This window comes from Labrenzia sp. THAF187b, from assembly GCF_009363375.1.
GTDB classification, from domain to species: Bacteria; Pseudomonadota; Alphaproteobacteria; order Rhizobiales; family Stappiaceae; genus Roseibium; species Roseibium algicola.
Window position 1 is genome coordinate 3,896,094 of the sequence record NZ_CP045344.1, and the last position, 23,098, is coordinate 3,919,191.

A 23,098-nucleotide genomic window follows, 5' to 3' on the forward strand; every position below is an offset into this window, starting at 1 on the left:
TTCAGACCTCCTGTGCCTGCAGCCACATTTCCAGAAGCGCAACCTGCCAAAGCTCTGAACCACGCAAAGGCGTGATGTATTTGGTCGGGTCGGCATACAGTTTCTGCAGGTAAACCTCGTTGAAGAGGCCTCGTTCCCTGGCGGCCTGACTGGAAAGCGTGTCGCGCACCATGTCGAGATAGTCACCCTGGATGTATTTCAGCGCAGGCACCGGGAAATAGCCCTTCGGACGGTCGATGACGGCGCTCGGAATGACCTTGCGCGCAGCTTCCTTCAGCACGCCCTTGCCTTCCTGTGCGAGCTTGAACTCGGCAGGAATGCGTCCGGCGAGCTCGACCAGTTCGTGATCGAGGAACGGAACGCGCGCCTCAAGGCCCCAGGCCATGGAGTGGTTGTCGACACGCTTGACGGGGTCATCCACCAACATGACGTTGGTATCGAGCCGCAGGGCCTTGTCGACCGGATCGGCAGCGCCGGAGCGGGCGAAATGCTCTTCGACGAAGGCAAGGCTTTCATCCCTGGCACAATGGTAGGCGGGGGAAACAGCCTCTGTCATCTGTGCTTCGGTCCGGTCAAAGAATGCCGTGGCATAATCGGAAACCGGACTGTTTGAGCCGCTGAGCTTCGGATACCAGTGGTAACCGGCAAAGACTTCGTCGGCCCCCTGGCCGGACTGGACCACGGTGATGTGCTTGGAAACCTCACGTGACAGCAGATAGAAGCCGATATTGTCATAGGAGACCATCGGCTCGGACATCGCCTTGATCGCTCCGGGCAGGTTTTCCTGAAGCTCGGAGGAGGGGATGAAGATCTGCTGATGATTTGTTCCGTAGTGTTCGGCAATCAGGTCCGAATACTGGAATTCGTCGCCCTTTTCGCCATGGGCCTCTTCAAAGCCGATGGAGAAGGTCGCAAGACCCTTCTGACCTTCCTCGGCCAGGAGGCCGACGATCAGGCTGGAATCGACACCGCCGGACAGGAGAACGCCGACAGGCACGTCGGCCACCATGCGGCGGCGAACGGCTGTGCGCAGGCTCTCCAGGACTTCGTCGCGCCAGTCGTCGGCGCTGCGGGCAAGATCTTCCGCGGTCTTTTCAAAACGCGGTTCCCAATAGGTGTGCTCGGAAGAGCTGCCATCAGCTTCAAGCGTCCGCACCGTGGCCGCGGGCAGCTTGCGCACGCCGTTCAGGATCGTGCGCGGCGCGGGAACGACAGCGTGCCAGCTCATGTAGTGATGCAGCGCCACCCGGTCGATCGACTTGTCGATGCCACCGCCTGCCAGAAGTGCAGGCAGGGAGGAGGCAAAGGCAAGACGCCCGTTCGCTTCGCTCAGGTAAAGCGGCTTGATGCCGAACCTGTCGCGGGCAAGGTGAATGCGGCCGCTGTCATGTTCGTGTATGGCGATGGCGAACATGCCATGGAACCTGGAAAAGCAATCCTTGCCCCACTCGGCCCAGGCCTTGAGGATGACCTCGGTGTCGCTGGTGGAGAAGAACGAATAGCCGCGGCCAATCAGGTCGGATCGCAGTTCCTGATAATTGTAGATGCAGCCGTTGAAGACCAGGGACAGGCCAAGCGCCATGTCGGTCATTGGCTGCGTACCACGTTCGCTTAGGTCAATAATCTTCAGGCGCCTGTGGCCAAAGGCGACCCGGCCGCGCTGCGTTACACCCATACCGTCGGGGCCGCGCGCCGCCATGGCGTCCGCCATCCGGCTGACCCGGACAACGTCTGCCTGACTGCCATTGAAAACCACTTCGCCGCAAATGCCGCACATATTGAAAAAAATCTCCGTTTTGTAACTGGACGTGCATTATATAGAGGTCTAATCATTAGAGTTCAAATTAATAGAGGTGTAATAATGCAGGCGATGCAGGCATCGCAAGTGGTCAAGGCTATCCGGAAGATCGTCCGGGCCATTGACTTGCGCTCCAGAGAAGTGTCCAGACTGACCGGGCTCACGATCCCGCAAATCGTTGTTTTGCAAGGGATTCGGGATCTGGGTGAGGTGACGACCAAAGCCCTTTCGGACAACGCTGACCTGAGTTCGGCGACCGTGGTAACCATTCTCGACAAGCTGGAAGAAAAGGGTCTTGTCGAGCGCTACAGATCCGTCTCGGACCGGCGAATCGTCCATGCCAAGCTGACGAAAAGTGGAAAAGAGGTGGCTTCAAACCTGCCTGGCCTTCTGCATGAAGAGTTCGTGCGAAAATTCGATGATTTGAATGCCGAGGACCGGACGCACCTCGTTTCTTCAATCGAGCAGATTGCCGAAATGATGAATGCGCACAAGCTGGATGCAGCTCCCATCCTGATGACGGGAAAGCTCTCGGGGTAAGACACCCGGGCAAGATCAGGCTCGTTTCTTGGAGGACCGGTCGTTGTCGCTTTTGATGCCGGACGCTTTCAAGGTCGCCCTGAAGCTCTGCAGCTGCGACTGAATGAGGTTTGCCGGCACGGCCGGGGAGCAATAATACCCCTGAAGACCGTCGCAGTGATGGGTCACTGTCAGCGCGAATTCTCCTGCAGTCTCGGCGCCTTCCGCTATCACACGCAAGCCCAGGCTGCGTCCAAGCCGAACGATCGCCTCAAACAGCTGTTCGCGTTGCGGGTGCGTATCCGCTCCGGAAATGAAGGCTCGGTCGATCTTCAGTTCCTGGAATGGCAGCCGGTGCAGATAATTCAGGGAAGAGTAACCCGAGCCGAAATCATCCAGGGAAAGCTGGACACCAATCTGCTGAAGTTCTGAAAGGATGTTCAGAACCAGTTGTTCCCTGGTGTCGACAAAGACGTTTTCCGTCACTTCAAGACACAGGTAGCTTGCAGGCAGGCCATGGTTGTTCAGGGTCTGGCGAACTGTGTCGGCAAAGTTTGATTGGCGGAATTGAAGCGGTGACACGTTGATGGAAACCTGACCGAATTCGAAACCGGCCTGACGCCACTCTGCAGCCTGCTTGCACGCCGATTCCAGAACGTATTGGCCAAGGTCCAGGATAAGCCCGGTCTTTTCCGCAATCGGAATGAACTCTCCCGGCGGGATAAGGCCGCGTTTTTCGTGTGGCCAGCGAAGCAGGGCTTCCAGGCCAATGAGACGGCCGTCGTCAGGGCAAACCTGGGGCTGATAATGCAATACGAGCTGGCGGGTCTGAAGTGCGGCCCGCAGCAGCGTTTCCGTGAGCATTTCACTCTGGACGCGGTCGTTCAGGGGCGGAGAGAAGAATTCATATCGTGCACCTGCGTTCCGCTTTGCTGCCCGCAAGGCAAGTCCTGCCATACGGTGAGCCGTTTCCGCGTCCTCTGCATCTTGCGGCAAAAGGGCTATGCCGATGCTTGGTTCCACACGGATTTCTCCTTCTTCCAGCTGGAAGGGTACGGACAACATGTCGATTGCCTGCACCGCGTAGTCTTCTGCAATCGCGCCCTTGCTGTCGAAGGGCAGGAGAATGCAGAAATCGTCTGCCGAAATTCGAGCAATCTGTGCGCTTGGGCCGAAGATATTTGCAAGACGTGCGTAGGCCTGTAACAGGACCCGGTTACCTACCTGCTGGCCGAAGGTGTCGTTCACCTTGGCAAAGCCATTGAAATCCAGATGGATCAGTGAGGCCGAATAGGTGCCGGACCTTGCCCGTTGCAAGGCTTCGCTCAGGTCCGAGAAATATCTGGCACGGTTGCCTGCGGTGGTCACGGGGTCCGTATAGGCAAGCTTGTGAAGCTTGTCCTGCAGATCGGTGACCCTCTCCAGACCATGCGCCAGATCACCGATCTCGTCCCGCCGGTCCGTGAAGGGAATGCGTTTTGGCTGTGTGCCGGTGGCCAGTTCATCCGCTGTCTTTGCCAGGCGGCGCAATGGCCGCAATTCGAAACGCAGAAACAATCCACCAACAAGAATGACAGCAAACAGGATGACAATGGCTGCTGAGGCCATGCGTGTCTTCAGTCGGTTTTCTGCCAATGTCAGGTCGTCTGTCCAGCCGACGTCAACAGCGATTGCACCGGCAAGCTTACCGCCGTCGGTGACAATCGGCGTCAGATAGGCGAGGCGGAACCTGCCCTGGACCGGAACATTGCCCGCAAATGGCTGGCCTGCAGAAAGACTGGCAAATGCGGGATGGCCTTCACTGATGGAAAAAGCCGGCGGGCGCTCACCCTTGGGATGGCTGAAGGTGGTGGCGAAGCGGTCGAAGGATCTGGTCTCGCTCGACCAGCTGAACAAATTGGCCGCGCCCTGATTGGTGTTGCCAATGGTTTCGATCAAGCCGTCCAGCTTTTCGCTTGGCTGGAGCAATTCTTTGGCGGAAGCTTCGGAAACGCGAATGACGATCGGCTCTCCACTATCGGCGAAAACCGGTTTGAAGCTTTCATTCGTGCCGTAATGCAGCATTGAAGCTGCGGCACGTGCGGCCCGGTCCAGCCTGATGGTGGCATTTTCCTGCGTGCTTCTGGACAAATCGAGATAGGCAAGCCCTGAGACCAGCCCGATGCTGCAAAGCACCATCGCCACAAGGGTGAGGCTGATCCTGAATACAAGCGAATGTAGTCCGAGCCGTTCTATTGCACCAAATCCTTGTCAATTTCACGTATAGGAAGCTGGATTGGCAATTAGCACGTAAAGGTAATTCTTATTCGCTACGAAATCCTGAACAAGGCTCAAGAACTTGGCGGTTTCCCGCGCTGTTCCTGCGTAGCGTGCCCGTGCACTGACGCCAACCAACTTCGCCTGGCGGTTCCAGAATTGGAAGGACAAGCTCTATTGGCGGTGTGAGACATGTCTTTTGTTGACCGAGACTTGGATGGTCATCCCCGTCATCTTCCGGGGAACGCGCGCCAAAGCCATTGGAAAATCGGCAGAAAGGCGTTAGGACGAGTGGTTGGTGCGGCAATTCGCGGAACGGCCGACCGACACAGCGTTTTTCGGGAAGACTGATAGTTGATTTCTCTCAGACCAGTTTTGAATGTTCTCGGATTTCTGTACGTCGGCCTGGCAACTGCCATGCTCATTCCCGCTATTGTGGACGTTGCCCAGAAAAATGCCGATTGGCAGGCCTTTGTCTTTTCCGCACTTCTGACCGGCATGATCGGCATGCTGTTGTCACTTGCCGTCGGCGGATCGCTGCGCGAGGGGTTGGACACGCGGCAGACCTTCGTTCTCACGACGCTTGCCTGGACGACCTTGCCGGCCTTCGGCGCGCTGCCGTTTCTGTGGCTTGGCATCGGCTATGCGGATGCGGTGTTCGAAGCGGTTTCCGGGTTCACCACCACAGGGTCCACCGTTCTGACCGGCATCGACAGTCTGCCGCCGGGCCTTCTGGTCTGGCGGTCGCTGATGCAGTGGATGGGCGGCGTCGGTATCATCGTTATGGCCATCGTGCTGCTGCCGTTTCTGAGGATCGGCGGTATGCAGCTTTTCCAGAGCGAGAACTCCGACCGGTCCGAGAAGATCGTCAGCCGGTCGGTTGAACTGATCCGGCTGATCGGCCTTGCCTACCTGTTCCTGACATTCCTGTGCATCGTTGCCTATCTGGTCACGGGGATTGAGCTGTTCGATGCCTTCAATCACGCCCTGACCACGATCGCGACGGGCGGCTTTTCCACCCATGATCAATCCTTCGGCTATTTTACCAATCCGGCCTCCGGTTGGGTTGCGATCGTTTTCATGATCATCGGTGCGTTGCCGTTCGTGCTGATCGTCCAGGCCTTGCGCGGTCATCCGCTGCAGCTCTGGCGAGATCCGCAGGTGAGGGCATTGCTGGGGTTTCTGGCTGTCGTGGCTTTGACGCTGACCGTCTATCTCGGCCTCAACATGCACTTTCCATTCGATGAGGCGCTGTTGAGGGCCACCTTCAACGTGGTTTCCATCGTGACTGGAACCGGTTATGCGCTGGGCGACTATTCGCAATGGGGCGCGCCGGTTGTCGGGATCGCGCTGCTGCTGATGTTCGTTGGCGGTTGTACCGGTTCAACGACCGGCGGCATCAAGATTTTCCGCTTCCTGGTGTTCTTCGGTACTGTCCGCGCGCACCTGCGCCGCATGGTGCGCCCGCACCGGATCATGTCGGAAGAATACGGCGGAACAAGACTGACGCCTGAACTGTCCTTCTCGGTTCTGGCCTTCCTTGTTGTCTACATGGGGTCGGTGGGCATCATCACCGTTGCCTTGTCCTTCTTCGATCTGGATCTGGTTACCGCCATCTCCGCCGCGGCAACATCCGTGGGCAACGTCGGTCCGGGCCTGGGGCCGGTCATCGGCCCGGCAGGGCATTTTGCTCCGCTGCCGGATGGCGCCAAGTGGCTGTTATCCTTTGCCATGCTGGTCGGCCGCCTTGAGCTGTTCACAATCCTGGTTCTTCTTGATCCGGATTTCTGGTCAAAGTGACCTTTAAGCTCACCTGAACGAACGGGGCCGTCCGGCCCTGATCTGCACGAGAGAGATCTGCCATGAAGTTTTCCGCGCCCCTTGTCAGTGGCCGTCTGGTCAAGCGCTACAAGCGTTTCCTTGCCGATGTTCTTCTGGACGACAATAGCGGTGCGATCACGGCCCATTGCGCCAACCCGGGCTCGATGCTCGGCTTGAAGGAGCCAGGATCTCGTGTCTGGCTGTCTGCGTCGGACAACCCGAAACGCAAGCTCAAGTATTCCTGGGAAGTGATCGAGGCCGACGGAGCTCTGGTCGGCATCAACACGGCGCATCCCAACAAGCTGGTGGAAGAAGCGTTGGAGGCAGGGCGTATTGCCGGACTTACAGGCTACCAGACGCTGCGCCGTGAAGTGAAATACGGCAAGAACTCACGTATCGACATTCTGCTGGAAGGTGCAGACGGCGCGAAGACCTACGTGGAAGTGAAGAACGTCCACCTGATGCGTAAAGCAGGACTTGCTGAATTTCCGGACAGTGTCACCGCCCGCGGGGCCAAGCATCTTGTGGAACTGGGCGACATGGTGGCCGAGGGGCACCGCGCGGCAATGGTGTTTCTGGTCCAGCGGCCCGATTGCAGCCGGATGAGCCTTGCGGACGACATCGACCCTGCCTATGCAGCCGCCTTTGCCGAAGCCAGACGAGCCGGAGTGGAGGCCTTTGCAATCGGCTGCGATGTCCGGCTGGACGGCATTGATGCAGTCAAGCCGGTCGAAATCATCGCCTGAGCCAAGCCAAGCCAAGCCAAGCTAAGCTAAGCCAAGGCAAGCAAAATTGTGCGGCAGCTGTTACGCCTGCCGCACGACAATCGGCGTGCCGTTCGGCACACGGTTATAAAGATCTATAATGTCCTGTTGGAGCAGGCGCACGCAGCCGGACGACACGGCCTTGCCAATGGACAAGGTTTCCGACGTGCCGTGCAGGCGGTAGAGCGTGTCGCGATTGCCTTCAAAGATATAAAGAGCTCGCGCACCCAGCGGATTGTCGAGACCCGGCGGCATGCCGTTCCTGTATTTCTCCAGTTCTGGCTGACGGTCGATCATTTCAGCCGGCGGCGTCCACTTGGGCCAGGCAGCCTTGCGTGCGATGCGCGCACGGCCACCCCAGGCGAATCCTTCCCGGCCGATGCCGACGCCATACCGCATTGCCTGGCCGCCCTCCATGGTCAGGTAGAGAAACCGGTTGGGCGTATCAACGATGATCGTGCCCGCCGGTTCGGGAGCGGCATAGGTCACCAGTTGGCGGTAGTAGACCGGATCGATCTTCGACAGATCCACTGCCGGAATAGGGTAGGGCTCTTCCGGCATTGCCCGGTACATCTGAAGGTACTCGGGTGAAATGCGCACAGCTCTTCCCAGGCCATCGGCTGGGTAACCAGGTCCTGCAAGTTGTCCGGTTCTTTGGCTGGATGCGCAGCCGGTCACAAGAGCGGCAGCAGCGGAGGCGAGGAACAAACGTCTGTTGAGCATTCCGTTTTCCGAAATCGGCTTTCGTAGCGTGTAACGACTAAGTTTTCGGAGAGGAAACGCATGACAGGCGACAAAGTTCTGATTTGCTAAATTTTTGTTTCGGCGAGCCGAGAGATCTGGCCGGATTGACTTGAAGGCAGACGCAAAAAGACCGGCCAAACGCGATGCCTGACCGGTCGATTGTCGATTTACAAACAGGGTTCCAGCGGAAACGTGCCAGAACCTTCAAAAGTTCGCGAAGTCTGGATCAGCCTGCGGTTTCTTTCGAAAGCGGCGGCTGGAACTGCCAGCCCATGTCCCAGGGGAAATAGATCCAGGTGTCCTGCGATACTTCGGTGATGAAGGTATCGACCATGGGCACGCCAACCGGCTTTGCATAAACAGTCGCGTAGTGTGCCTTCGGCAGCATTTCACGAACCACTTTCAGGGTCTTGCCGGTGTCGACCAGATCGTCGATCACCAGAACACCGCTGCCTTCACCGTCTTCCAGGTCGATGACCTTCGGGTCGATCGGCTTGATGACCTTGAGCGAACCCTGGCTGTCGTAGTCGTGATAGGACGCAATGCAGACGGTTTCGATGGTGCGGATGCCAAGCTCACGCGCAACGATCCCGGCCGGTACCAGTCCGCCACGGGTGATGCAGACGATCGCCTTCCATTCACCTTCGCTAGAAAGGCGCCAGGCAAGTGCGCGGGAATCTCTGTGAAACATGTCCCAGGAAACGGGGAATGCTTTGTCTTGGGCTGGGTTTTCCATTTCTAGTCCTTCAGATTATCCCGACAGGTCGGCGACAGCTTCCGCGACATCCCTGACCGCAGCCATCAGTATCGCCTCGTCCCGCGAGCGGATCACGATTTGTGTGGTGAACTTGCCGTCCGTCGCTCTTGGATAAGAGCCAATCAATGTTTGCGGATGCGCGTCCTGAATGGCAGCGAGGCGCTCGGCGATGCGGCTTTCAGGCATGTCTGCGGCAACGGTTTCCGACAGCATCTTCTTGCCTGTCTTCAGCGAGGGCGCAAGCGCGTCCATCATCGCCTGCATGATTGACGGCACGCCTGCCATCACGTGGACGTTCTCGATCCGGAAGCCCGGTGCTTTCGAAACCTTGTTTTCGATGAGGTCCGCGCCTTGGGGGATTCGTGCCATCCGCTGGCGAGCCGGAGTGAATTGTCCCGGCGGGTAGTGGGGTTCCATGATTGCGACAGCGCGTGGATCAAGGTTCAGCGCAACACCAAAGGCATCGGCGATGCTTTCGGCCGTGATGTCGTCGTGCGTCGGGCCAATGCCGCCGGACGTGAACACGTAGTCGTAGCGCGCCCGCAGCGCATTGACGGCACCGATGATTTCCGGCTTTTCGTCCGGAACAATGCGCACTTCCTTCAGGTCAATGCCAAGCGCAGTCAGGTAGTCGGCGAGGAAGCCGATGTTCTTGTCCTTCGTGCGGCCGGACAGGATCTCATCCCCGATGACCAGAAACGCAGCGGTTACAACGTCATCTGCCCTCTGACCGGTCATCTTCACACTCCCTGACACATGGATGGGGATTGGCTTTATCCCAGCTTGACGCCGGGCTCAAGCGAAAGCGGGTCTATTGCCCGGGAGTCCAGCCATAAATATCGTCGAACCTGGCTGCCAGACTGGTTGGTTTCGACAGGCGCAAAACGGTGTCGCGGGCAAAGGCCATCGCGCCGCCGTAGTGGAACGTGCGGGCGTTTCTGAAAGAAATACCCTGAATGTGCTGTACCCGTTGTTTGCGTTGCCGCTCAAACGCCCTGAAGGCAGCGGGGATGTTTTCGACGTCCTGAGGCATATGCTCAGCCAGGATCGCTGCGTCCTCGATGGACATTGCCGCCCCCTGCGCCATGAACGGCAGCATCGCATGGGCGGCATCACCGATCAGCGCAATATTGCCATGGGTCCACGGGCCACCAGCGTCCACGCTGCACAGGGCCCATTTCAACCAGGCGTCAGGGATCGTGAGGAGATTGCGAACTTCCGTTGGCCAATCCCGGAAAATCTTCAGAAGGGTTTCCTTGTTGGCCTTTGCTGACCAGGTCTCGTCCTCCCAGGCCTCTTCGACCAGCCCGACGATGTTCAGTTCCCGACCGCCACGAACCGGGTAATGCACCAGATGGGCGCTCTTGTGGAACCAGAGGCCGGCATCGCGGCGCCAGCGCTCGGGCACCGCATCGATCGGAACCGTGGCCCTGTAGGCGACCTGGCCGCTGTAATGAGCGTCTTCATGTCCGGGAATGAGTCGTCTGGTCTTGGACCAGACCCCATCAGCGCCAATGAGAGCCCTGCAATGAAGGTTTCCCGAGATCTCATTATCCTGGAACACGCAGGTCAGATGCTCATAGGGCGAGGATTCCAGATCGATAACTTCGCTTGAAAGGCGGAGGGAGATACCGTCACTGGACTGGACCTTCTCCAGAAGCACACGCTGGAGATCTGCCCGGTGGATTTCCCAGAAAGGATAGCCGTGTCGCTCCTTCAGGAAAGTGCCCATGGTCACCCTGGCGAGCTCTTCGCCAGATTTTGCCGAGAAGATTTTTACGAAATCCGGGGCATAGGCATGTGGAGCGAGGTCTTCCAGCAAGCCAAGCTGATCGAGCACCGAGCAGGCGTTGGGTGAGAGCTGAAGGCCGGCGCCAACTTCCGAAAGTTGCCGAGCCCTGTCCATGAGGACAATGTCATGCCCTTGAGCATGCAGGCAAAGGGCGGCCGTAAGACCGCCAATCCCTGCGCCGGCAATAATGATCGGAAGACCGGTCTCACCATTCGTGCTCATGGACAGACCAATAAATTACGCCGCTACAGGCGTCCAGGTGCAGTCTGAAGGCGAGGATTCGGTTGCCTGCAGTGTCTTGTCGAACTTGTAGAGCGTTGAGCAATAGGGGCAGACCACTTCGTTCTCACTCCCCATGTCGAGGAAGACATGGGGATGATCAAACGGAGGATTTGCGCCGATGCACATGAATTCCCGTGCGCCGATCGCCACCGAATCGTGTCCGCTGGAGTTCTGGAAATGCGGGACGACATGATCCGCCATGTTGAAATTCCTCTGTCTCTAAAAGGTTGGACCCCGATAGCAAATTTTGCGGACCATATCCATTTGTAAAATATATGGGTAGACCCGGAATCTGCGATCCACAACCGCAGCAAGGCTCCACCTGGAGCCGGAAATGGGCTTTACCTTCGCTGCCTAAACCCCTTACTCTACCGTGAAATTGTGTTTTCCGTTTACGTAAGGGTTAATGTCTTAGATGCCTCAGTTCGAGTTCGATGGTGTTAGGATCGCCTATGAGGATAAAGGTGAGGGGGACCCGATCCTGCTGATCCACGGGTTCGCGTCCAACAAGCAGGTGAACTGGCAGTATCCCGGTTGGGTCGATTTGCTGGTCGGCGACTGCAGGCGCGTGATTACCATCGACAATCGCGGCCACGGCGACAGTCAGAAGTTCTACGACCCGGCAGCTTATGGTGCACCGGTGATGGCGGAAGATGCCAAACGCCTGCTCGACCATCTTGATATCGAGCGTGCCGATGTCATGGGCTACTCGATGGGGGCAAGAATCTCGGCATTCCTGACCCTCAACCACCCGGGCAGGGTGCGCCGTGCGATCTTCAGCGGCCTGGGCTACGGCATGATTTCCGGCATCGGAGATCCGGAGCCGATTGCGACAGCCCTTGAGACCGACCGCATCCAGGACATTTCCGATCGCACCGGACGTGCCTTCAGGGCCTTCGCGGAGCAGACAGGGTCCGATCGCCGGGCACTGGCGGCCTGCATGCGCTCCTCGCGGCAGAAAATCAGCGAGGAAGACGTCGCGCGCATCGAGCGTCCGGTGTTGATTGCCGTCGGTACGAAGGACGATATCGCCGGGTCACCGCACAAGCTGGCAACCTTGATTCCGCACGCGGAAGTGCTGGAGATCCCGGGCCGCGATCACATGGTTGCCGTGGGCGACAAGGTGCACAAACAGGGCGTTCTGGCGTTCCTGAACAACATTGAAGCGTAAGGCCTGACGCCACCGGAGGCGCAAGCCGCGCTGTGGTGTGCTGATCGGGTATCGAGGGAGGTTGCATGGGTCCGAAGCGTGTTGAATTCCAGGGCGCGGAAAAGAACGGTCTGGTGGCAGACCGTTACGGGGTAGGGGACTTGCCTGTGATCATGCTCCACGGCGGCGGCCAGACCCGGCATTCCTGGGACGGTGCCGCACGCAGGATCGCGGATCTCGGGCACCCGGTCTATTCACTGGACCAGCGCGGACATGGCGAAAGCGACTGGGTTGCCTCGGGAAACTATGCATTTGACGATTTCGCCAGGGATCTCGTGGCTGTCACCTCTCAGGTCGAGGCCTTGCACAAGGCAAACCCGGTAGTCGTTGGGGCGTCGCTTGGCGGCTTTGCCGGTATGCTGGCGGAGGGACAGGAAAACAGGGGCGGTCTTTCCGCGCTGGTTCTGGTGGACATCACGCCGCGGATCGACATGGGTGGTGTCGCCAAAATCCTGGGCTTCATGGGAGACAGGGTCGATGACGGCTTTGCCGACGTGGAAGAGGCCGCTGATGCGATCGCCCGCTATCTGCCCAACCGCTCGCGGCCCAAGGACCTGTCCGGCCTCTCAAAGAACCTTCGGCTCCATGCAGATGGCCGCTACCGCTGGCATTGGGACCCGGCATTCCTGAAGTCAAAGCATCATCAGGACGAAGACAGGGCGGTGGAGTCGCAAGAGCGCATGCTGGCTGCGGCGGGCAATCTTTCCGTGCCTGTTCTCCTGATCCGGGGGCAGAACTCCGAATTGGTCTCCATGGACCATGTTCGCGAGTTCCAGGCGCTGGTGCCTCACTCGAAATTCACCGATATCCGCGACGCCGGACACATGGTTGCCGGTGATCGCAATGACGTTTTTGCCGGAGCGGTAGAGGACTTCCTGATCGCACTCAAAACCGATGCCGCGATGGCCTGAGATAGAATTGCCGACAAGTCGTTGCGACGCGTTCGGATATTCGCTGTGAAGTGAAAACGGGAGTCGTTTCAAGTTGCTGGCAGAAGTGGTTGAGAGGTTGATTCAGCTTCGGGCTTGGCTTGCGATCTTGTCAGACGCCAGTGAACACCGGCGATCTCTTTTCCAGAAAGGCCCTGCAGCCTTCGCGGTAGTCGGCACTGTCGATACAGACCTGCGCATTGGCAAGGTCAGCCGTTGCGTCCGTCTGACTGCCGGGCTGGGCGAGGCGATTGATGGCTTGCTTGGCTGCCTTCAGTGACAAAGGCGCATTGGCGCAGAGTGTCTCGCTTAGCGCATTGATGTGCTGGTTCAGATCCGTGTCGTCGACCACTTCATTGACAAGGCCCATGTCCAGCGCCTTTTCGGCCGTCAGGCGCTCGGCCGAAAACAGCAGTCTCTTGGCGTTGGAAGGTGAAACGGCCTCCAGCAGATCACCGAGCGCTTCGGGCGGATAGGCTAGACCGAGCCTCGCTGCGGGAATGGCGAAAAAGGCGGAACGGGCGGCGATGCGCAGATCGCAGGCGAGTGCAAGGCCCAGGCCTCCGCCAAGGCAGGGGCCTTCGATTGCCGCAATGACCGGGACGGGCAACGCCTTAAGTGCCTTGAAGGCGGCAACATTTATGTCGTCGTATCTCTTGGCGGCTTCCGGCGTCGAGCGTATGGCTTCGAATTCCGATATGTCAGCGCCTGCGCAAAAGCTCTTGCCACCGGCACCACGCACGATGCAGACGCGCAGATCCGGATCCCGTGCGAGCTCTGCCAGAAGACCGGGAATTGCCTGCCATGCGGCAAGAGGCAGTGCGTTTTTTCTGTCGGGCGCATTCAACACAAGCTCTGCAATCTGACCGTTGCGGATCACCATCGGATTGCCGGAAGGGGCTGGTTGGGACGTTTGTGTTGGCATGATTTAACCTCAAATTGCGATTTCAGTTAGCAAGATGCTGAAAATCTTCAGGTATCGGGGTTCATTTGAAACGGTCATATCTGATATCAGGAAGTTTGATTTGGGAATATCAGACGACAGTCCTATTTTAAGGACCACTCGTGACGGCTTGAAAAGGAGACAGGCCATGTCGGCACCGATCAGCAAGACCGGTTTGAAAGAAGTTCCGACCCATGATCCGGTCTGGCATCAACTGAGGGATGAAGCACAAGCGATGGTCGCGGCAGAGCCGGCCCTGTCGTCCTTCGTCTACGAAACGGTTCTGAACCATGACAGCCTGGAAGAGGCCGTCGTTCATCGCCTTGGCGACCGGCTGGGCCGGGACATTGTTTCCGCATCATTGATCCGGCAAACCTACCTTGAAGCACTGGCAGACGAGCCGGAGCTGGCCAAGATTTTCCGGGTCGACATCGTTGCCGTCTTCGACCGCGATCCGGCATGCTTCCGTTTCCTGGAGCCGGTCCTTTACTTCAAGGGCTTCCATGGCCTGCAGACGCACCGGCTGGCAAACTGGCTGTGGCGCCGTGGCCGGAAGGATTTTGCCCTTTATCTGCAAAGCCGCAGCTCGGAAGTTTTTCAGATCGACATCCATCCGGCGGTTCCCGTCGGGCGCGGTATCTTCATCGACCACGGTACCGGCATTGTGGTTGGCGGAACCGCGGTGATCGAGGACGATGTCTCGATCCTGCAGGGCGTCACCCTTGGCGGCACCGGCAAGGAAGATGGCGACCGCCATCCGAAGATCCGCCGCGGTGTCTTGCTGGGGGCGGGTGCCAAGGTTCTCGGCAACCTGGAAATCGGACATTGCTCGCGCATTGCCTCGGGGTCCGTGGTGCTTCAGGACGTGCCTGCAAACACGACGGTTGCCGGGGTTCCGGCCAAGATCGTCGGCAAGGCAGGGTGCGCAGAACCGGCCCGCAGCATGAATCAGCTGCTCGGTGAAGACGCCGGCCAGACGAATTGAAAATCCGGTTTCAGGAAGACGGGGAAAGCTTGCGGAAAGGCTTTGGCATTTCCGTTGGCTCCTGTAGGGTCCGCGCCAGATTGATGCTGAAGGCAAAGAACAGGAGAGCGCCGTGAAACCCGATGAAATCCGAAAGATCGAAGCCTATCTGCGTTCGAAGTTCGAGAACAAGACCATCAAGGTGCAGGCCCGCCCGCGCAAGGACGACTCTGCTGAAGTTTACATCGGTGACGAATTCATCGGTGTCATCTTCCGAGACGATGAGGATGAAGATCTGAGCTGGAACTTCCAGATGGCAATCCTTGAAATTGATCTGGACGAAGTCTGAGTTTCAGACTTTTCGATCGTAACGTGAAAAGGCGGCTCCTCTGGTGTGCCGCCTTTTTCATTTCTCCGCCATCCGCTCAAGTCAGGTCATTGCATCCGGTAACCTTCGATGCTGGCAACGATGTCGCCGTCGAGGCGGCGCCAGTCCGGCAGAAGCGATTGATCGAAGCTGTAGCGCAGTTCCAGACCCGAGGCGAACACGATGGCGCGGTGGCAACCGGCTTTTCCCGAAGTGCTGTCTTTGCGGCATCGTGCGATGAAGCCGTTTTGAACGGTTGGATCGTAGACGATGAGATCCGTCGCCGGCGCGCCACGCGCCGACAATTTCAGGACCTTCAGTCCCGAAGGCCCCTTCATCTCGCCACCGCGTGCAAGACGCCTGTAGAACGGATCAAGCCTTGCCCGCAGGCTCTCCCGGCCGGGATTGCTCTCAAGGTCAACCCGGATCGTCGCAGGGGCGTCCCATCCCGTATCGCTGTTCTTCGTGGCGCTGGAAGACCAGTGCAGGTTCAGGCGAAGTGTTTCAAACGCGGCTTCGGAACCAAGGGCCTGCCGTTTCTGCGAAGCCGTCGCGATCAGGTTCAGGGGAAGCTCAAAGCGGGTCGTGCCGACGGCAAAGCGGACGGGCTGGTCCTGACTGATGCCTGCCTCCATCGGCCAGCCGGACGACCAGGAGTAGATCTTCCCGCCAACATGAGCCGTGCCCAATACACACATTGCCAACGCCAGCCAGGTGAAGTGGCGGGGATCGGTTCTGATCGGGCGTGGCAAGGAGACAGGTATCACGACTTCAGTCCCTTGATTGGCTGTGCACATATATGGGACAGGTTGTCCTGAAACGGCACAGGTGTCCCGCTTGGGGAAGGCGTTGACGCTGCTCGAAGTGGCTCAATTGAGGGGTTTTCGCTCATTTGCCGTTCCGGCACAGTCTTTGCTCTTGACCCTTTACGAATTCTTAATCACTTTCCGTGCGAAAGAGTTAACAAGGGGTTAACGGGCGTGCTGTTCAATCTTCTAATCGTTGGATATATCGCATGCGCCGGATTTGTTGCGTCCGGTGTGCTGGGCAGCCTTTATCAGCTGATCACGAAGCAGCCGCCGAAGTTCGCCTTTGACGGAGAGGGCATCCTGTCGTTTATCGCCGGCGTTTTTGTCTGTGTGTTCGCTGGACCCTTCATCATCATGCGCAACGCCATTCGTGGACGCAGGATCGAAAAGCGGCCGTTGGGTTGGCTGGTCGCATCTTCCACAATTGCCGGCATGTGGAGCATGTGTTCCGGTGTTATGGTAATCAACGTTGCCCTGATCATGATTGGTTACACCTGAGGTCTCATGCCGGTCTTTGCTCTTGATGGACGTACGCCTGTTTTTCCGGAAAACGGGGAATACTGGATCGCACCGAATGCGACGCTGATTGGCGATATCATTCTGCAGGAAGCTGCAAGCGTCTGGTTCAACGCGGTCCTGCGTGGTGACAACGAGACGATTACCGTCGGCATGCGCTCCAACGTCCAGGACGGCTGCGTCTTTCATACGGACATGGGCTACCCGCTGACCATCGGCGCCAACTGCACGATCGGCCACAAGGCAATCCTGCATGGCTGTACGATCAAGGACAATTCGCTGGTCGGGATGGGCGCAACAATTCTGAACGGCGCTGTCATCGGCTCCAACTGTATCATTGGTGCCAATGCCCTTATTTCCGAAGGCAAGGAAATTCCGGACAATTCTCTTGTGGTGGGCGTGCCAGGAAAGGTCGTGAAAACGTTACCGCTGGAGGCGGCGAACGGGATTGCGAATTCCGCCGACGGATATGTGCGCAACTGGCGGCGCTTCAAGGCCGGCCTGCGGGAACTCTGACCCGCTTTGATCTGACCCATTCGACCCGACCCCAATTGAGCTGGGCCTGAAAAGGCGGGAACCGGCCTGCGGGGGGCGGGCCGGTTCCCTGGATCCGGTCGTGGTAGGGATGGGGAGGGTGGGGACGCGACCGGATCGTCCTAGAGGCCGGCTGAGGCCGGACCAATCCCAATCCTAATTGGACACGCTACTGACAGTCGTCACGCGCGTGTCGGCAATACCTGTCCACTGCACGGGCGAGCTGGCAGACTGACGCTTGATGTAACGGTAGGGTGTCGAAAACCAGGGCAGCACCGCCTCGATCTGGTTGTCGAGGATCATGTCACCATGGTCCGTACGTACTGTCAGAACGGCATGACCCGAGTTCTTGGTATCTTTTGCAACAGTGATCAGAAGGGCGCTTTTCGGCCAGCCGGCTTCGATCAGGACGCGCTGCTTTTCAAGGACGTATTCCTCGCAGTCGCCGTATCCGTTCACCGGATAGGTCCAGTATTCTTCCTGGCCGAACAGATCCTGGTCGGTCATAGGATGAACCCGGCGATTGACTTCCTTGTTGATGGCAATGAGTTCGTTCCAGCGGGCTTCGTCCAGCTTCACGACAACCGGCTTGTACTTTTCCTTCGGACAAGCCCAGACGTTGTCACGGCAGAACTGGTCATAGCCGACGGGTGCCTTGACAACCGTTTGCATGTCCATGAAGCGGCCGGGTTCTGCCTGTGCAACCGATCCCATGACGGTGCAAGACAGCAACACTGCAGATGCGAGTAGAGTTCTGTGAAGTAATTTCATCGTAACGCCCTCCCCAAGGCTGACGCAACGATGACTCAATGATTTTTACTTGGAGAAAATCTCCAAAGTAAAACTGTATTTGTATTTTATGTGTGTTTGAGTTTCTTTTTATCGTTATTTGAATTTACTTTAATTCAAGTTGGAGGAAAATTTTCGTAAAATTTGATGCATCCTCCAGAAGTCCTTGAAATGGCGAGAAATTGGTGTTTTTCGAGTGGTGCGAAATCGGCGTTCAATCGCCTGGTTTTCGGTCTGGAGCGGGTCTTGTGCCCGTCCTTGAGGGGGAGGAAAGGGCATGAAAGTTTTTTGATTTTTTTGGATCTGGCCAGCAGAAAAGAAACGCTACTACCCGGAAAATTACGCAGAAACAAAAAGGCCCGGCAAAAAGCCGGGCCTTTCTGAAGTGTCTCAAGCACTTGAGAATGATGAGAAAGCTAAAGTCAGCTTTCCTCTGGTGCCGATATGTGATGTTCCAGCAATTCGCGGCTTTGAACAGCAGCAAATTCGACGGCTATGCCACCTTCGATGCGGCGAATGACACGTGCATGCATCTTGCCGAGCGTGATGGCGTCGCCCATCTCCGGCACGATGTCCGTGGCGATGGCCGCGCCGGACAGGGATACGTCGATGATGCGGCAGACATGTTCCGAGCCGTCTGGCAGGATCATCTTCGTCATCGGGTTTTTGGGCACGAAGCGGTCGTGGCGGCGGTCTTCGGGAAGATTGAGTTCGTCCCGGTTCGCGAGCCACGTCAAAACATTGGCGATCTTGTCGCGTTTACGGACCGTATTGCGCAGTTCAACCGCAAAGCCGCCATCGATCAGGCGGGAAATCCTGCCTTCGACGCGGCTCAGGTGGTCAAGATAGGCAATCACGCGTTCGCCGACCCTGCCGGTGACCGGTGTAATCATGGCCATGCCGCCAGGCGACATGTCGATAACCTGACAAGGGTATTCGCGCCGATCTTCAAGCATGAAGCGGCCCAGTATATTGACCTGGACCCGTTGATGGCGCCGGCGGTCAGTGACTTGAAGCGATCTGCTTCCTTCTGTTGCTGTTGCCACTCCGGCGCTCATGCCTGTTCTATCCAAAACGGTGCGCAAATCGCATTGTCCCCGGCTGAGATGCGATTCAAAAGACGTCTTTCAAAGCACTTTAGGTAGCTGGGGTTAACGATGTGTAAGAGTGTAGCTCAGAAGGCGCACAGGTCCAGACTTGTGATCGATAAAAATGCGGGTACGGCCGCGATGTTCGGAATTCAAGCCCTCTCTGTCGAGAAAGCACAATAATGCGAGAGTAAAAATCCGGAAGGAAGGACTTCTTTTCGGCTGAATAGAGGCTGTAAATCAGCCGGTGCCGGACATGAATTCGGGCCAGCTGATTCTCGGCCGGCCCGATTTCGCAGGTGAACAGGGATGTTACCAGACTTGCTATGTTGGGCGGATCAGGTCTTGCCGCCAGAATAGACGGTCAGATGTCCGACCTTGCGCTCGGCACCGCTCGGCAGGGGCGGTGTCGGCATGGCGATGCCTTCGGCGGTAAAGCGCGGCAGGATCGGGTTGAGCGTGGAAGCAGGGGAATCCACGAAATAGGGACGCTCGTCCGGCCAGACCAGGCGCAGGCTGCAGATCGACTGGCTCAAAATGGGATGCAGGCCGATCCAATAGGGTTTTTCCATCGGAGTGCAGCTTCCCAGGACACGGATCCTGCCTTCACCTGGAACATTCAGCGGTACCAGCAGCATTTCCATCTGCAGGATCTGTCCGCGTTCCGTATGGCCGTTGATGCCGATCACGGCCGCAGCCGCATCTTCGGTGATGGCGGCGATCAGGCTTTCCAGGGCTTCACGGTCTTTCACGCTCCAGCCGCGCAGGAAGTTGCGGCCCTTGAGTTCCCGGCAATGTGCGGAACACAGGCGTGTGCCGGCGAGGCGGTAGCGCACGTCCCTGGAACCGTTCGTCTCCAGAATGAAGGTGTCACCAAGAAGGCCGCGGATCTCACCCGGATCGACTTCGCTGCGGTTCGGTGCTGGACGGGCGCCGCGAAGATTGTCCCAGTAGTTGTAAAGAGTTTGCGTTACGCCGTGTTTCATCTGGTTCGCCTCTTTGCCATTCTTGCGCCCGGTGTTTCGTCTCAAGACAGTTCTTGTTTCAAAACGGGACGAAAATGCTTCCCTGTTGGTTTTTGACCTTTACAAAGCAGGGCGCGTGCCAAGTGCTTGTTGGCGCGAAAGCTTGAGAGGCGGTCAGAAATTAAGGTTAATTTTCGGTAAAGCTTGTATTGGGGGCGGTTGCCTGTCAGCTTAACACTCAGTTCACATAGACAGCGGGTGGGAGGAACCTGTTGTTGCAGGTCAGGCCGCGGGCCGATAGGTACAGCCGCCAAGAGCTGCCTCGGTAAAACAAGCGCCGGCCGGAGTGAACAACTGTCCTGAACGGGCGTCGTGGGGACGCGACCGGTTTTGGGGGGCATCGCAAAGCGCTGGTCACCTTTAGGTGGCCGGCGCTTTGTATTTTCAGGCTTTTTGGGGATTGTGACTGGAGAAGCCGAAGTCACTCTTTCCCGGTTTCGCATGTTCTGGCGGTCGAACCACTCTTGTTTTGTCTTCGATCTGGCTTAGAAGAAAGACTGGAAAGGCAGAGGGTCCATGAACGTTTACCGCATTGATGAAGAGCGCGCCCGGCGCGAAAAAGCCCAGAAGGAACAACCTCCCCAACGGCCGTCCGGTCCGCCCGTGTTCAATCTGCCCGGGATCATCGTCTGGCTTGGCGGTATCCTGATTGCGATCCACGTTCTGCGTGTGATGATCCTTCCGGCGAACCTGGACAATCTGATCATCGAACTTTTTGCATTCTGGCCGGTAAAATATGCCTATCTCGGCAGCCTGCCGCCTTTTGATCTTCTCTCCAGCCTCTGGGCCTTCGTCACTTACAGCCTGCTGCATGGTGGCGCCATGCACATTATCTTCAACCTGCTCTGGATGGCGATTTTCGGCAGTGCGGTTGCCAGGCGGTTTGGCGTAGGCCGATTTCTGCTGTTTTCGGCGGCTTGTTCCGTTGGTGGGGCGCTGGCCCATCTTGCCACCCACTGGGGAGAAGGCGCGCCGATGATCGGCGCATCCGCCGCCATTTCCGGCCAGATGGCTGCGGCCATTCGCTTCGTTTTCGAGCGTGGTGGCCCGCTGGGTGCGATCCGCAGCAACGATCCGACGGCCTATTTCGTACCGGCGCAGCCGCTTGCGGAATGCCTTCGCAATCAACAGGTTCTGGTTTTTGTCGCGGTATGGTTCGGGCTCAACCTGTTCTTCGGCCTGATGAGCGGTCCCGTTGCGGGACAGCCGGCAAGTGTTGCCTGGCAAGCTCATATTGGTGGATTTGTCGCCGGACTTGCCCTGTTCCCGCTGTTCGACCCCGTGCCGCAGCGGCGTAATTCCTGACGCGAAGCGAAAGTACCTTCAAGACGCAAGGTCAACAGTTTGCGCGATCTGATTTTTTTGCCATGATACCTGACGACTGGAGGTCGTCCTGTCGGATTCGAATGGACGTCCGGCCCCAGTCGGTGCGAAAGTGGTCGAGCAGCTGGAACATCTCCTTCCGGAGACCGGCTGGCAGACTACATTAAGGTCGATCAACTATTGACGTTTGATCGCTTCCGATTGAGCGTCGGTTGATCTGGTCCGGTAAAACGGACCGATTGATGCCATGGGAGGTGATTGAATGACCGTAGCCGCAATCCTGAGTGGGAAAGGCCACGATATTATCACAGCGCGCAGCGACGCGTTGCTCAGCGAAATTTGTGAAACCCTGGCAAAACACAAGATCGGTGCCGTGGTCGTTTCCGACAAGGAAGGTGCCGTTGACGGCATTGTGTCAGAGCGGGACATCGTTCGCGTGGTCGGTACGCAAGGCGTGTCGGCGCTGAAAACACCGGTTTCCGGTGTCATGACCAAGAACGTGGTTACCTGCTCCGAAGAGAACAACATCAACGAAGTCATGGCTCGCATGACACAGGGCAGGTTCCGCCATATGCCGGTCGTGAAGGACGGCAAGCTGACCGGTGTGATCTCCATCGGCGACGTCGTAAAGTTCAAGATTGCGCAGGTTGAACTCGAAGCCGAGCAGATGCGCAGCTACATTACGATGGCCTGACGTGAAAAAGGCTGGCTTGTAGGCCAGCCTTTTTGTTTCGACGTGTGATTTATCAATCTTGCCGTGTTGCCAGAAACGCGGTGGCTTCCTTCAGCATTTTTTCGGGTTTTTCCCCGTGCCATGCCGACTGAGACATGTCCGGCAAGCGATGCGCGATGCCCTTGTGGCAATCGATGCAGGTCTTTTCACCCGTGAACAGGAAGCGTTGGTGCGCCTCAGAGGCCCTTCCACTCTGACGGGTTATGTCCATGGAATCGGCGGAATGGCAGTTGCGGCACTCCAGCGAATTGTTCGCCTTGAGCCGGGCCCACTCGTGCTGGGCCAGTTCAAGCCGGTGTTCCAGAAACTTTTCCCGCGTATTGATCGTTCCGAAGATCTTGCCCCAGACCTCCTTTGAGGCCTGCATCTTGCGGGCGATCTTGTCTGTCCATTCATGGGGGACATGACAATCCGGGCAGGTGGCTCTCACGCCCGAGCGGTTGGAGTAGTGGATTGTCGTTTTAAGCTCGGCAAAGACGTTGTCGCGCATCTCGTGACAGCCCGTGCAGAACTTCTCAGTATTGGTCAACTCCAGCGCGGTGTTGAAACCACCCCAGAAAATTATGCCCATGATGAAGCCGCCGAGGGTCAGAAAGCCGAGGCTGTAGTGCACGCTCGGGCGGCGGATGGTGGTCCAGAGCCTTTTGAGGAAGGCCAGCATCATTTTGCCCCCTCTTTGGATTTCACATATTCGAGCACTTCATCGACATCGACAAAGTCGTTCTCGACCAGAGGCCGGGCGTCGGTCTGCGGCACGTGGCACTGATTGCAGAAATACCGCCGGGGTGTGACGGACGCCAGGAACTGGTTGTCCCGGTTCATGAAATGCGTGATCGACACCATTGGCGCCTGGCTGACTTCAATGGCTGTACGGGAGTGACAGCTCAGGCACTTGTTGGAGTTCTTGTCGATCTGATAGCCCTCGATCGTGTGAGGGATCAGCGGTGGCTGCTCGGGATAGTTCCGCACCTGGCGAATGTCGGAGTTCACCGGCTTTGGCATCGGGGCAGGCGTCCCGTTTTCCGCCAACGGCGTTGCGGGGCGCATGGTGGCGATGTGTTCCTGGGCGGCTGCGGCAGCTGCGGCAACCAACAGGGCGGCGCAGGCAAGGCCGATTGCAAAGCGTTTCATGGCT

Annotated in this window: 25 protein-coding genes; 11 read left to right on the forward strand and 14 right to left on the reverse strand. The window is 57.7% G+C overall.

Annotation, left to right across the window (positions count from 1 at the left end):
• Position 1: 1 nt before the first annotated feature.
• Complete coding sequence (locus FIV03_RS17925) at positions 2 to 1,756, reverse strand: N-acetylglutaminylglutamine amidotransferase (RefSeq protein WP_353622174.1); 1,755 nt, start codon at positions 1,754 to 1,756, stop codon at positions 2 to 4.
• Between FIV03_RS17925 and FIV03_RS17930 the strand changes: the two genes are divergently transcribed.
• Positions 1,637 to 2,338 carry a MarR family transcriptional regulator gene (locus FIV03_RS17930; RefSeq protein WP_353622175.1) on the forward strand — a complete coding sequence of 234 codons (702 nt, stop codon included), beginning with the start codon at positions 1,637 to 1,639 and terminating at the stop codon, positions 2,336 to 2,338. The genes FIV03_RS17925 and FIV03_RS17930 overlap by 120 nt on opposite strands.
• A gap of 15 nt (positions 2,339 to 2,353) precedes the next feature.
• Here the strand turns inward: FIV03_RS17930 and FIV03_RS17935 are convergent, their stop codons facing one another.
• Entirely contained in the window at positions 2,354 to 4,495 is a 2,142-nt protein-coding gene (locus tag FIV03_RS17935) for an EAL domain-containing protein (RefSeq protein ID WP_152511971.1), read from the reverse strand.
• A 453-nt stretch (positions 4,496 to 4,948) separates the two neighbouring features.
• Between FIV03_RS17935 and FIV03_RS17940 the strand changes: the two genes are divergently transcribed.
• Positions 4,949 to 6,373: a TrkH family potassium uptake protein gene (locus FIV03_RS17940; RefSeq protein WP_023001064.1), complete on the forward strand. Its 1,425-nt coding sequence runs from the start codon at positions 4,949 to 4,951 to the stop codon at positions 6,371 to 6,373.
• A gap of 62 nt (positions 6,374 to 6,435) precedes the next feature.
• Positions 6,436 to 7,140, forward strand: coding sequence for a DNA/RNA nuclease SfsA (gene sfsA / locus FIV03_RS17945; RefSeq protein WP_152510507.1), 705 nt, complete (start codon positions 6,436 to 6,438; stop codon positions 7,138 to 7,140).
• A 60-nt stretch (positions 7,141 to 7,200) separates the two neighbouring features.
• Here the strand turns inward: sfsA and FIV03_RS17950 are convergent, their stop codons facing one another.
• From FIV03_RS17950 to FIV03_RS17970, 5 genes are all read right to left on the reverse strand, one after another.
• Positions 7,201 to 7,881 carry a L,D-transpeptidase gene (locus tag FIV03_RS17950; RefSeq protein WP_075282450.1) on the reverse strand — a complete coding sequence of 227 codons (681 nt, stop codon included), beginning with the start codon at positions 7,879 to 7,881 and terminating at the stop codon, positions 7,201 to 7,203.
• 247 nt (positions 7,882 to 8,128) lie between these two features.
• A complete protein-coding gene (gpt, locus tag FIV03_RS17955) occupies positions 8,129 to 8,638 on the reverse strand; it encodes a xanthine phosphoribosyltransferase (protein ID WP_023001067.1) in 510 nt (169 codons plus the stop codon).
• 15 nt (positions 8,639 to 8,653) lie between these two features.
• Positions 8,654 to 9,397, reverse strand: coding sequence for a competence/damage-inducible protein A (locus FIV03_RS17960; protein ID WP_077292646.1), 744 nt, complete (start codon positions 9,395 to 9,397; stop codon positions 8,654 to 8,656).
• Between the two features lie 73 nt (positions 9,398 to 9,470).
• The gene (locus tag FIV03_RS17965) at positions 9,471 to 10,673 is read right to left on the reverse strand and encodes an FAD-dependent monooxygenase (protein ID WP_152510508.1); all 1,203 of its coding nucleotides are present in this window, start codon (positions 10,671 to 10,673) and stop codon (positions 9,471 to 9,473) included.
• Positions 10,674 to 10,688: 15 nt separating this feature from the next.
• On the reverse strand, positions 10,689 to 10,934 hold the full coding sequence (locus FIV03_RS17970; RefSeq protein ID WP_023001070.1) for a zinc-finger domain-containing protein: 246 nt from the start codon (positions 10,932 to 10,934) through the stop codon (positions 10,689 to 10,691).
• A gap of 214 nt (positions 10,935 to 11,148) precedes the next feature.
• Here FIV03_RS17970 and FIV03_RS17975 point away from each other — a divergent pair, with 214 nt between their 5' ends.
• Both FIV03_RS17975 and FIV03_RS17980 read left to right on the forward strand, forming a co-directional pair.
• Positions 11,149 to 11,904, forward strand: coding sequence for an alpha/beta hydrolase (locus FIV03_RS17975; RefSeq protein ID WP_152510509.1), 756 nt, complete (start codon positions 11,149 to 11,151; stop codon positions 11,902 to 11,904).
• 65 nt (positions 11,905 to 11,969) lie between these two features.
• The gene (locus FIV03_RS17980; RefSeq protein ID WP_055654838.1) at positions 11,970 to 12,854 is read left to right on the forward strand and encodes an alpha/beta hydrolase; all 885 of its coding nucleotides are present in this window, start codon (positions 11,970 to 11,972) and stop codon (positions 12,852 to 12,854) included.
• A 130-nt stretch (positions 12,855 to 12,984) separates the two neighbouring features.
• On the opposite strand, the gene FIV03_RS17985 is transcribed toward FIV03_RS17980, so the two are convergent.
• Positions 12,985 to 13,797 (reverse strand): enoyl-CoA hydratase, encoded by an 813-nt coding sequence (locus FIV03_RS17985; RefSeq protein ID WP_152510510.1) that lies wholly within the window; start codon positions 13,795 to 13,797, stop codon positions 12,985 to 12,987.
• 166 nt (positions 13,798 to 13,963) lie between these two features.
• On the opposite strand from FIV03_RS17985, the gene cysE reads away from it, so the two are divergent.
• Together cysE and FIV03_RS17995 are read left to right on the forward strand one after the other, a co-directional pair.
• The gene (cysE, locus tag FIV03_RS17990) at positions 13,964 to 14,800 is read left to right on the forward strand and encodes a serine O-acetyltransferase (protein ID WP_023001074.1); all 837 of its coding nucleotides are present in this window, start codon (positions 13,964 to 13,966) and stop codon (positions 14,798 to 14,800) included.
• 112 nt (positions 14,801 to 14,912) lie between these two features.
• Positions 14,913 to 15,128 carry a DUF3126 family protein gene (locus FIV03_RS17995; RefSeq protein ID WP_006940479.1) on the forward strand — a complete coding sequence of 72 codons (216 nt, stop codon included), beginning with the start codon at positions 14,913 to 14,915 and terminating at the stop codon, positions 15,126 to 15,128.
• Between the two features lie 86 nt (positions 15,129 to 15,214).
• Here FIV03_RS17995 and FIV03_RS18000 read toward each other — a convergent pair whose 3' ends face one another.
• The gene (locus FIV03_RS18000; RefSeq protein WP_152510511.1) at positions 15,215 to 15,913 is read right to left on the reverse strand and encodes a hypothetical protein; all 699 of its coding nucleotides are present in this window, start codon (positions 15,911 to 15,913) and stop codon (positions 15,215 to 15,217) included.
• 213 nt (positions 15,914 to 16,126) lie between these two features.
• Here FIV03_RS18000 and FIV03_RS18005 point away from each other — a divergent pair, with 213 nt between their 5' ends.
• Both FIV03_RS18005 and FIV03_RS18010 read left to right on the forward strand, forming a co-directional pair.
• A complete protein-coding gene (locus tag FIV03_RS18005) occupies positions 16,127 to 16,453 on the forward strand; it encodes a hypothetical protein (RefSeq protein WP_023001076.1) in 327 nt (108 codons plus the stop codon).
• A gap of 6 nt (positions 16,454 to 16,459) precedes the next feature.
• Positions 16,460 to 16,987 (forward strand): gamma carbonic anhydrase family protein, encoded by a 528-nt coding sequence (locus FIV03_RS18010; RefSeq protein WP_152510512.1) that lies wholly within the window; start codon positions 16,460 to 16,462, stop codon positions 16,985 to 16,987.
• A gap of 174 nt (positions 16,988 to 17,161) precedes the next feature.
• Here FIV03_RS18010 and FIV03_RS18015 read toward each other — a convergent pair whose 3' ends face one another.
• The 3 genes from FIV03_RS18015 to FIV03_RS18025 form a co-directional block, all read right to left on the reverse strand.
• On the reverse strand, positions 17,162 to 17,776 hold the full coding sequence (locus FIV03_RS18015; protein WP_209009698.1) for a transglutaminase-like cysteine peptidase: 615 nt from the start codon (positions 17,774 to 17,776) through the stop codon (positions 17,162 to 17,164).
• 440 nt (positions 17,777 to 18,216) lie between these two features.
• Complete coding sequence (locus FIV03_RS18020) at positions 18,217 to 18,852, reverse strand: PilZ domain-containing protein (RefSeq protein WP_055654833.1); 636 nt, start codon at positions 18,850 to 18,852, stop codon at positions 18,217 to 18,219.
• Positions 18,853 to 19,220: 368 nt separating this feature from the next.
• The gene (locus FIV03_RS18025; RefSeq protein ID WP_152510513.1) at positions 19,221 to 19,868 is read right to left on the reverse strand and encodes a PAS domain-containing protein; all 648 of its coding nucleotides are present in this window, start codon (positions 19,866 to 19,868) and stop codon (positions 19,221 to 19,223) included.
• A gap of 555 nt (positions 19,869 to 20,423) precedes the next feature.
• Between FIV03_RS18025 and FIV03_RS18030 the strand changes: the two genes are divergently transcribed.
• Positions 20,424 to 21,212, forward strand: a complete 789-nt coding sequence (locus tag FIV03_RS18030) for a rhomboid family intramembrane serine protease (protein WP_152510514.1) — start codon at positions 20,424 to 20,426, stop codon at positions 21,210 to 21,212.
• A gap of 280 nt (positions 21,213 to 21,492) precedes the next feature.
• The gene (locus tag FIV03_RS18035) at positions 21,493 to 21,924 is read left to right on the forward strand and encodes a CBS domain-containing protein (RefSeq protein WP_023001082.1); all 432 of its coding nucleotides are present in this window, start codon (positions 21,493 to 21,495) and stop codon (positions 21,922 to 21,924) included.
• A 52-nt stretch (positions 21,925 to 21,976) separates the two neighbouring features.
• On the opposite strand, the gene FIV03_RS18040 is transcribed toward FIV03_RS18035, so the two are convergent.
• Together FIV03_RS18040 and FIV03_RS18045 are read right to left on the reverse strand one after the other, a co-directional pair.
• Positions 21,977 to 22,624, reverse strand: coding sequence for a cytochrome c3 family protein (locus FIV03_RS18040; protein WP_031269311.1), 648 nt, complete (start codon positions 22,622 to 22,624; stop codon positions 21,977 to 21,979).
• Positions 22,624 to 23,094: a nitrate reductase cytochrome c-type subunit gene (locus FIV03_RS18045; RefSeq protein WP_023001084.1), complete on the reverse strand. Its 471-nt coding sequence runs from the start codon at positions 23,092 to 23,094 to the stop codon at positions 22,624 to 22,626. The genes FIV03_RS18040 and FIV03_RS18045 overlap by 1 nt, the downstream gene beginning before the upstream one ends.
• Positions 23,095 to 23,098: the final 4 nt, after the last annotated feature.

Excerpts from the sequence above, each read along its gene's own strand:
- FIV03_RS17935 (WP_152511971.1), bottom strand. The coding sequence starts at position 4,495 with ATGGTGCTTTGCAGCATCGGGCTGGTCTCAGGGCTTGCCTATCTCGAT.
- sfsA (WP_152510507.1), top strand. The coding sequence starts at position 6,436 with ATGAAGTTTTCCGCGCCCCTTGTCAGTGGCCGTCTGGTCAAGCGCTAC.
- FIV03_RS17950 (WP_075282450.1), bottom strand. The coding sequence starts at position 7,881 with ATGCTCAACAGACGTTTGTTCCTCGCCTCCGCTGCTGCCGCTCTTGTG.
- gpt (WP_023001067.1), bottom strand. The coding sequence starts at position 8,638 with ATGGAAAACCCAGCCCAAGACAAAGCATTCCCCGTTTCCTGGGACATG.
- FIV03_RS17960 (WP_077292646.1), bottom strand. The coding sequence starts at position 9,397 with ATGACCGGTCAGAGGGCAGATGACGTTGTAACCGCTGCGTTTCTGGTC.
- FIV03_RS17965 (WP_152510508.1), bottom strand. The coding sequence starts at position 10,673 with ATGAGCACGAATGGTGAGACCGGTCTTCCGATCATTATTGCCGGCGCA.
- FIV03_RS17970 (WP_023001070.1), bottom strand. The coding sequence starts at position 10,934 with ATGGCGGATCATGTCGTCCCGCATTTCCAGAACTCCAGCGGACACGAT.
- FIV03_RS17975 (WP_152510509.1), top strand. The coding sequence starts at position 11,149 with ATGCCTCAGTTCGAGTTCGATGGTGTTAGGATCGCCTATGAGGATAAA.
- FIV03_RS17980 (WP_055654838.1), top strand. The coding sequence starts at position 11,970 with ATGGGTCCGAAGCGTGTTGAATTCCAGGGCGCGGAAAAGAACGGTCTG.
- FIV03_RS17985 (WP_152510510.1), bottom strand. The coding sequence starts at position 13,797 with ATGCCAACACAAACGTCCCAACCAGCCCCTTCCGGCAATCCGATGGTG.
- cysE (WP_023001074.1), top strand. The coding sequence starts at position 13,964 with ATGTCGGCACCGATCAGCAAGACCGGTTTGAAAGAAGTTCCGACCCAT.
- FIV03_RS18010 (WP_152510512.1), top strand. The coding sequence starts at position 16,460 with ATGCCGGTCTTTGCTCTTGATGGACGTACGCCTGTTTTTCCGGAAAAC.
- FIV03_RS18015 (WP_209009698.1), bottom strand. The coding sequence starts at position 17,776 with ATGAAATTACTTCACAGAACTCTACTCGCATCTGCAGTGTTGCTGTCT.
- FIV03_RS18020 (WP_055654833.1), bottom strand. The coding sequence starts at position 18,852 with ATGAGCGCCGGAGTGGCAACAGCAACAGAAGGAAGCAGATCGCTTCAA.
- FIV03_RS18025 (WP_152510513.1), bottom strand. The coding sequence starts at position 19,868 with ATGAAACACGGCGTAACGCAAACTCTTTACAACTACTGGGACAATCTT.
- FIV03_RS18030 (WP_152510514.1), top strand. The coding sequence starts at position 20,424 with ATGAACGTTTACCGCATTGATGAAGAGCGCGCCCGGCGCGAAAAAGCC.
- FIV03_RS18035 (WP_023001082.1), top strand. The coding sequence starts at position 21,493 with ATGACCGTAGCCGCAATCCTGAGTGGGAAAGGCCACGATATTATCACA.
- FIV03_RS18040 (WP_031269311.1), bottom strand. The coding sequence starts at position 22,624 with ATGCTGGCCTTCCTCAAAAGGCTCTGGACCACCATCCGCCGCCCGAGC.
- FIV03_RS18045 (WP_023001084.1), bottom strand. The coding sequence starts at position 23,094 with ATGAAACGCTTTGCAATCGGCCTTGCCTGCGCCGCCCTGTTGGTTGCC.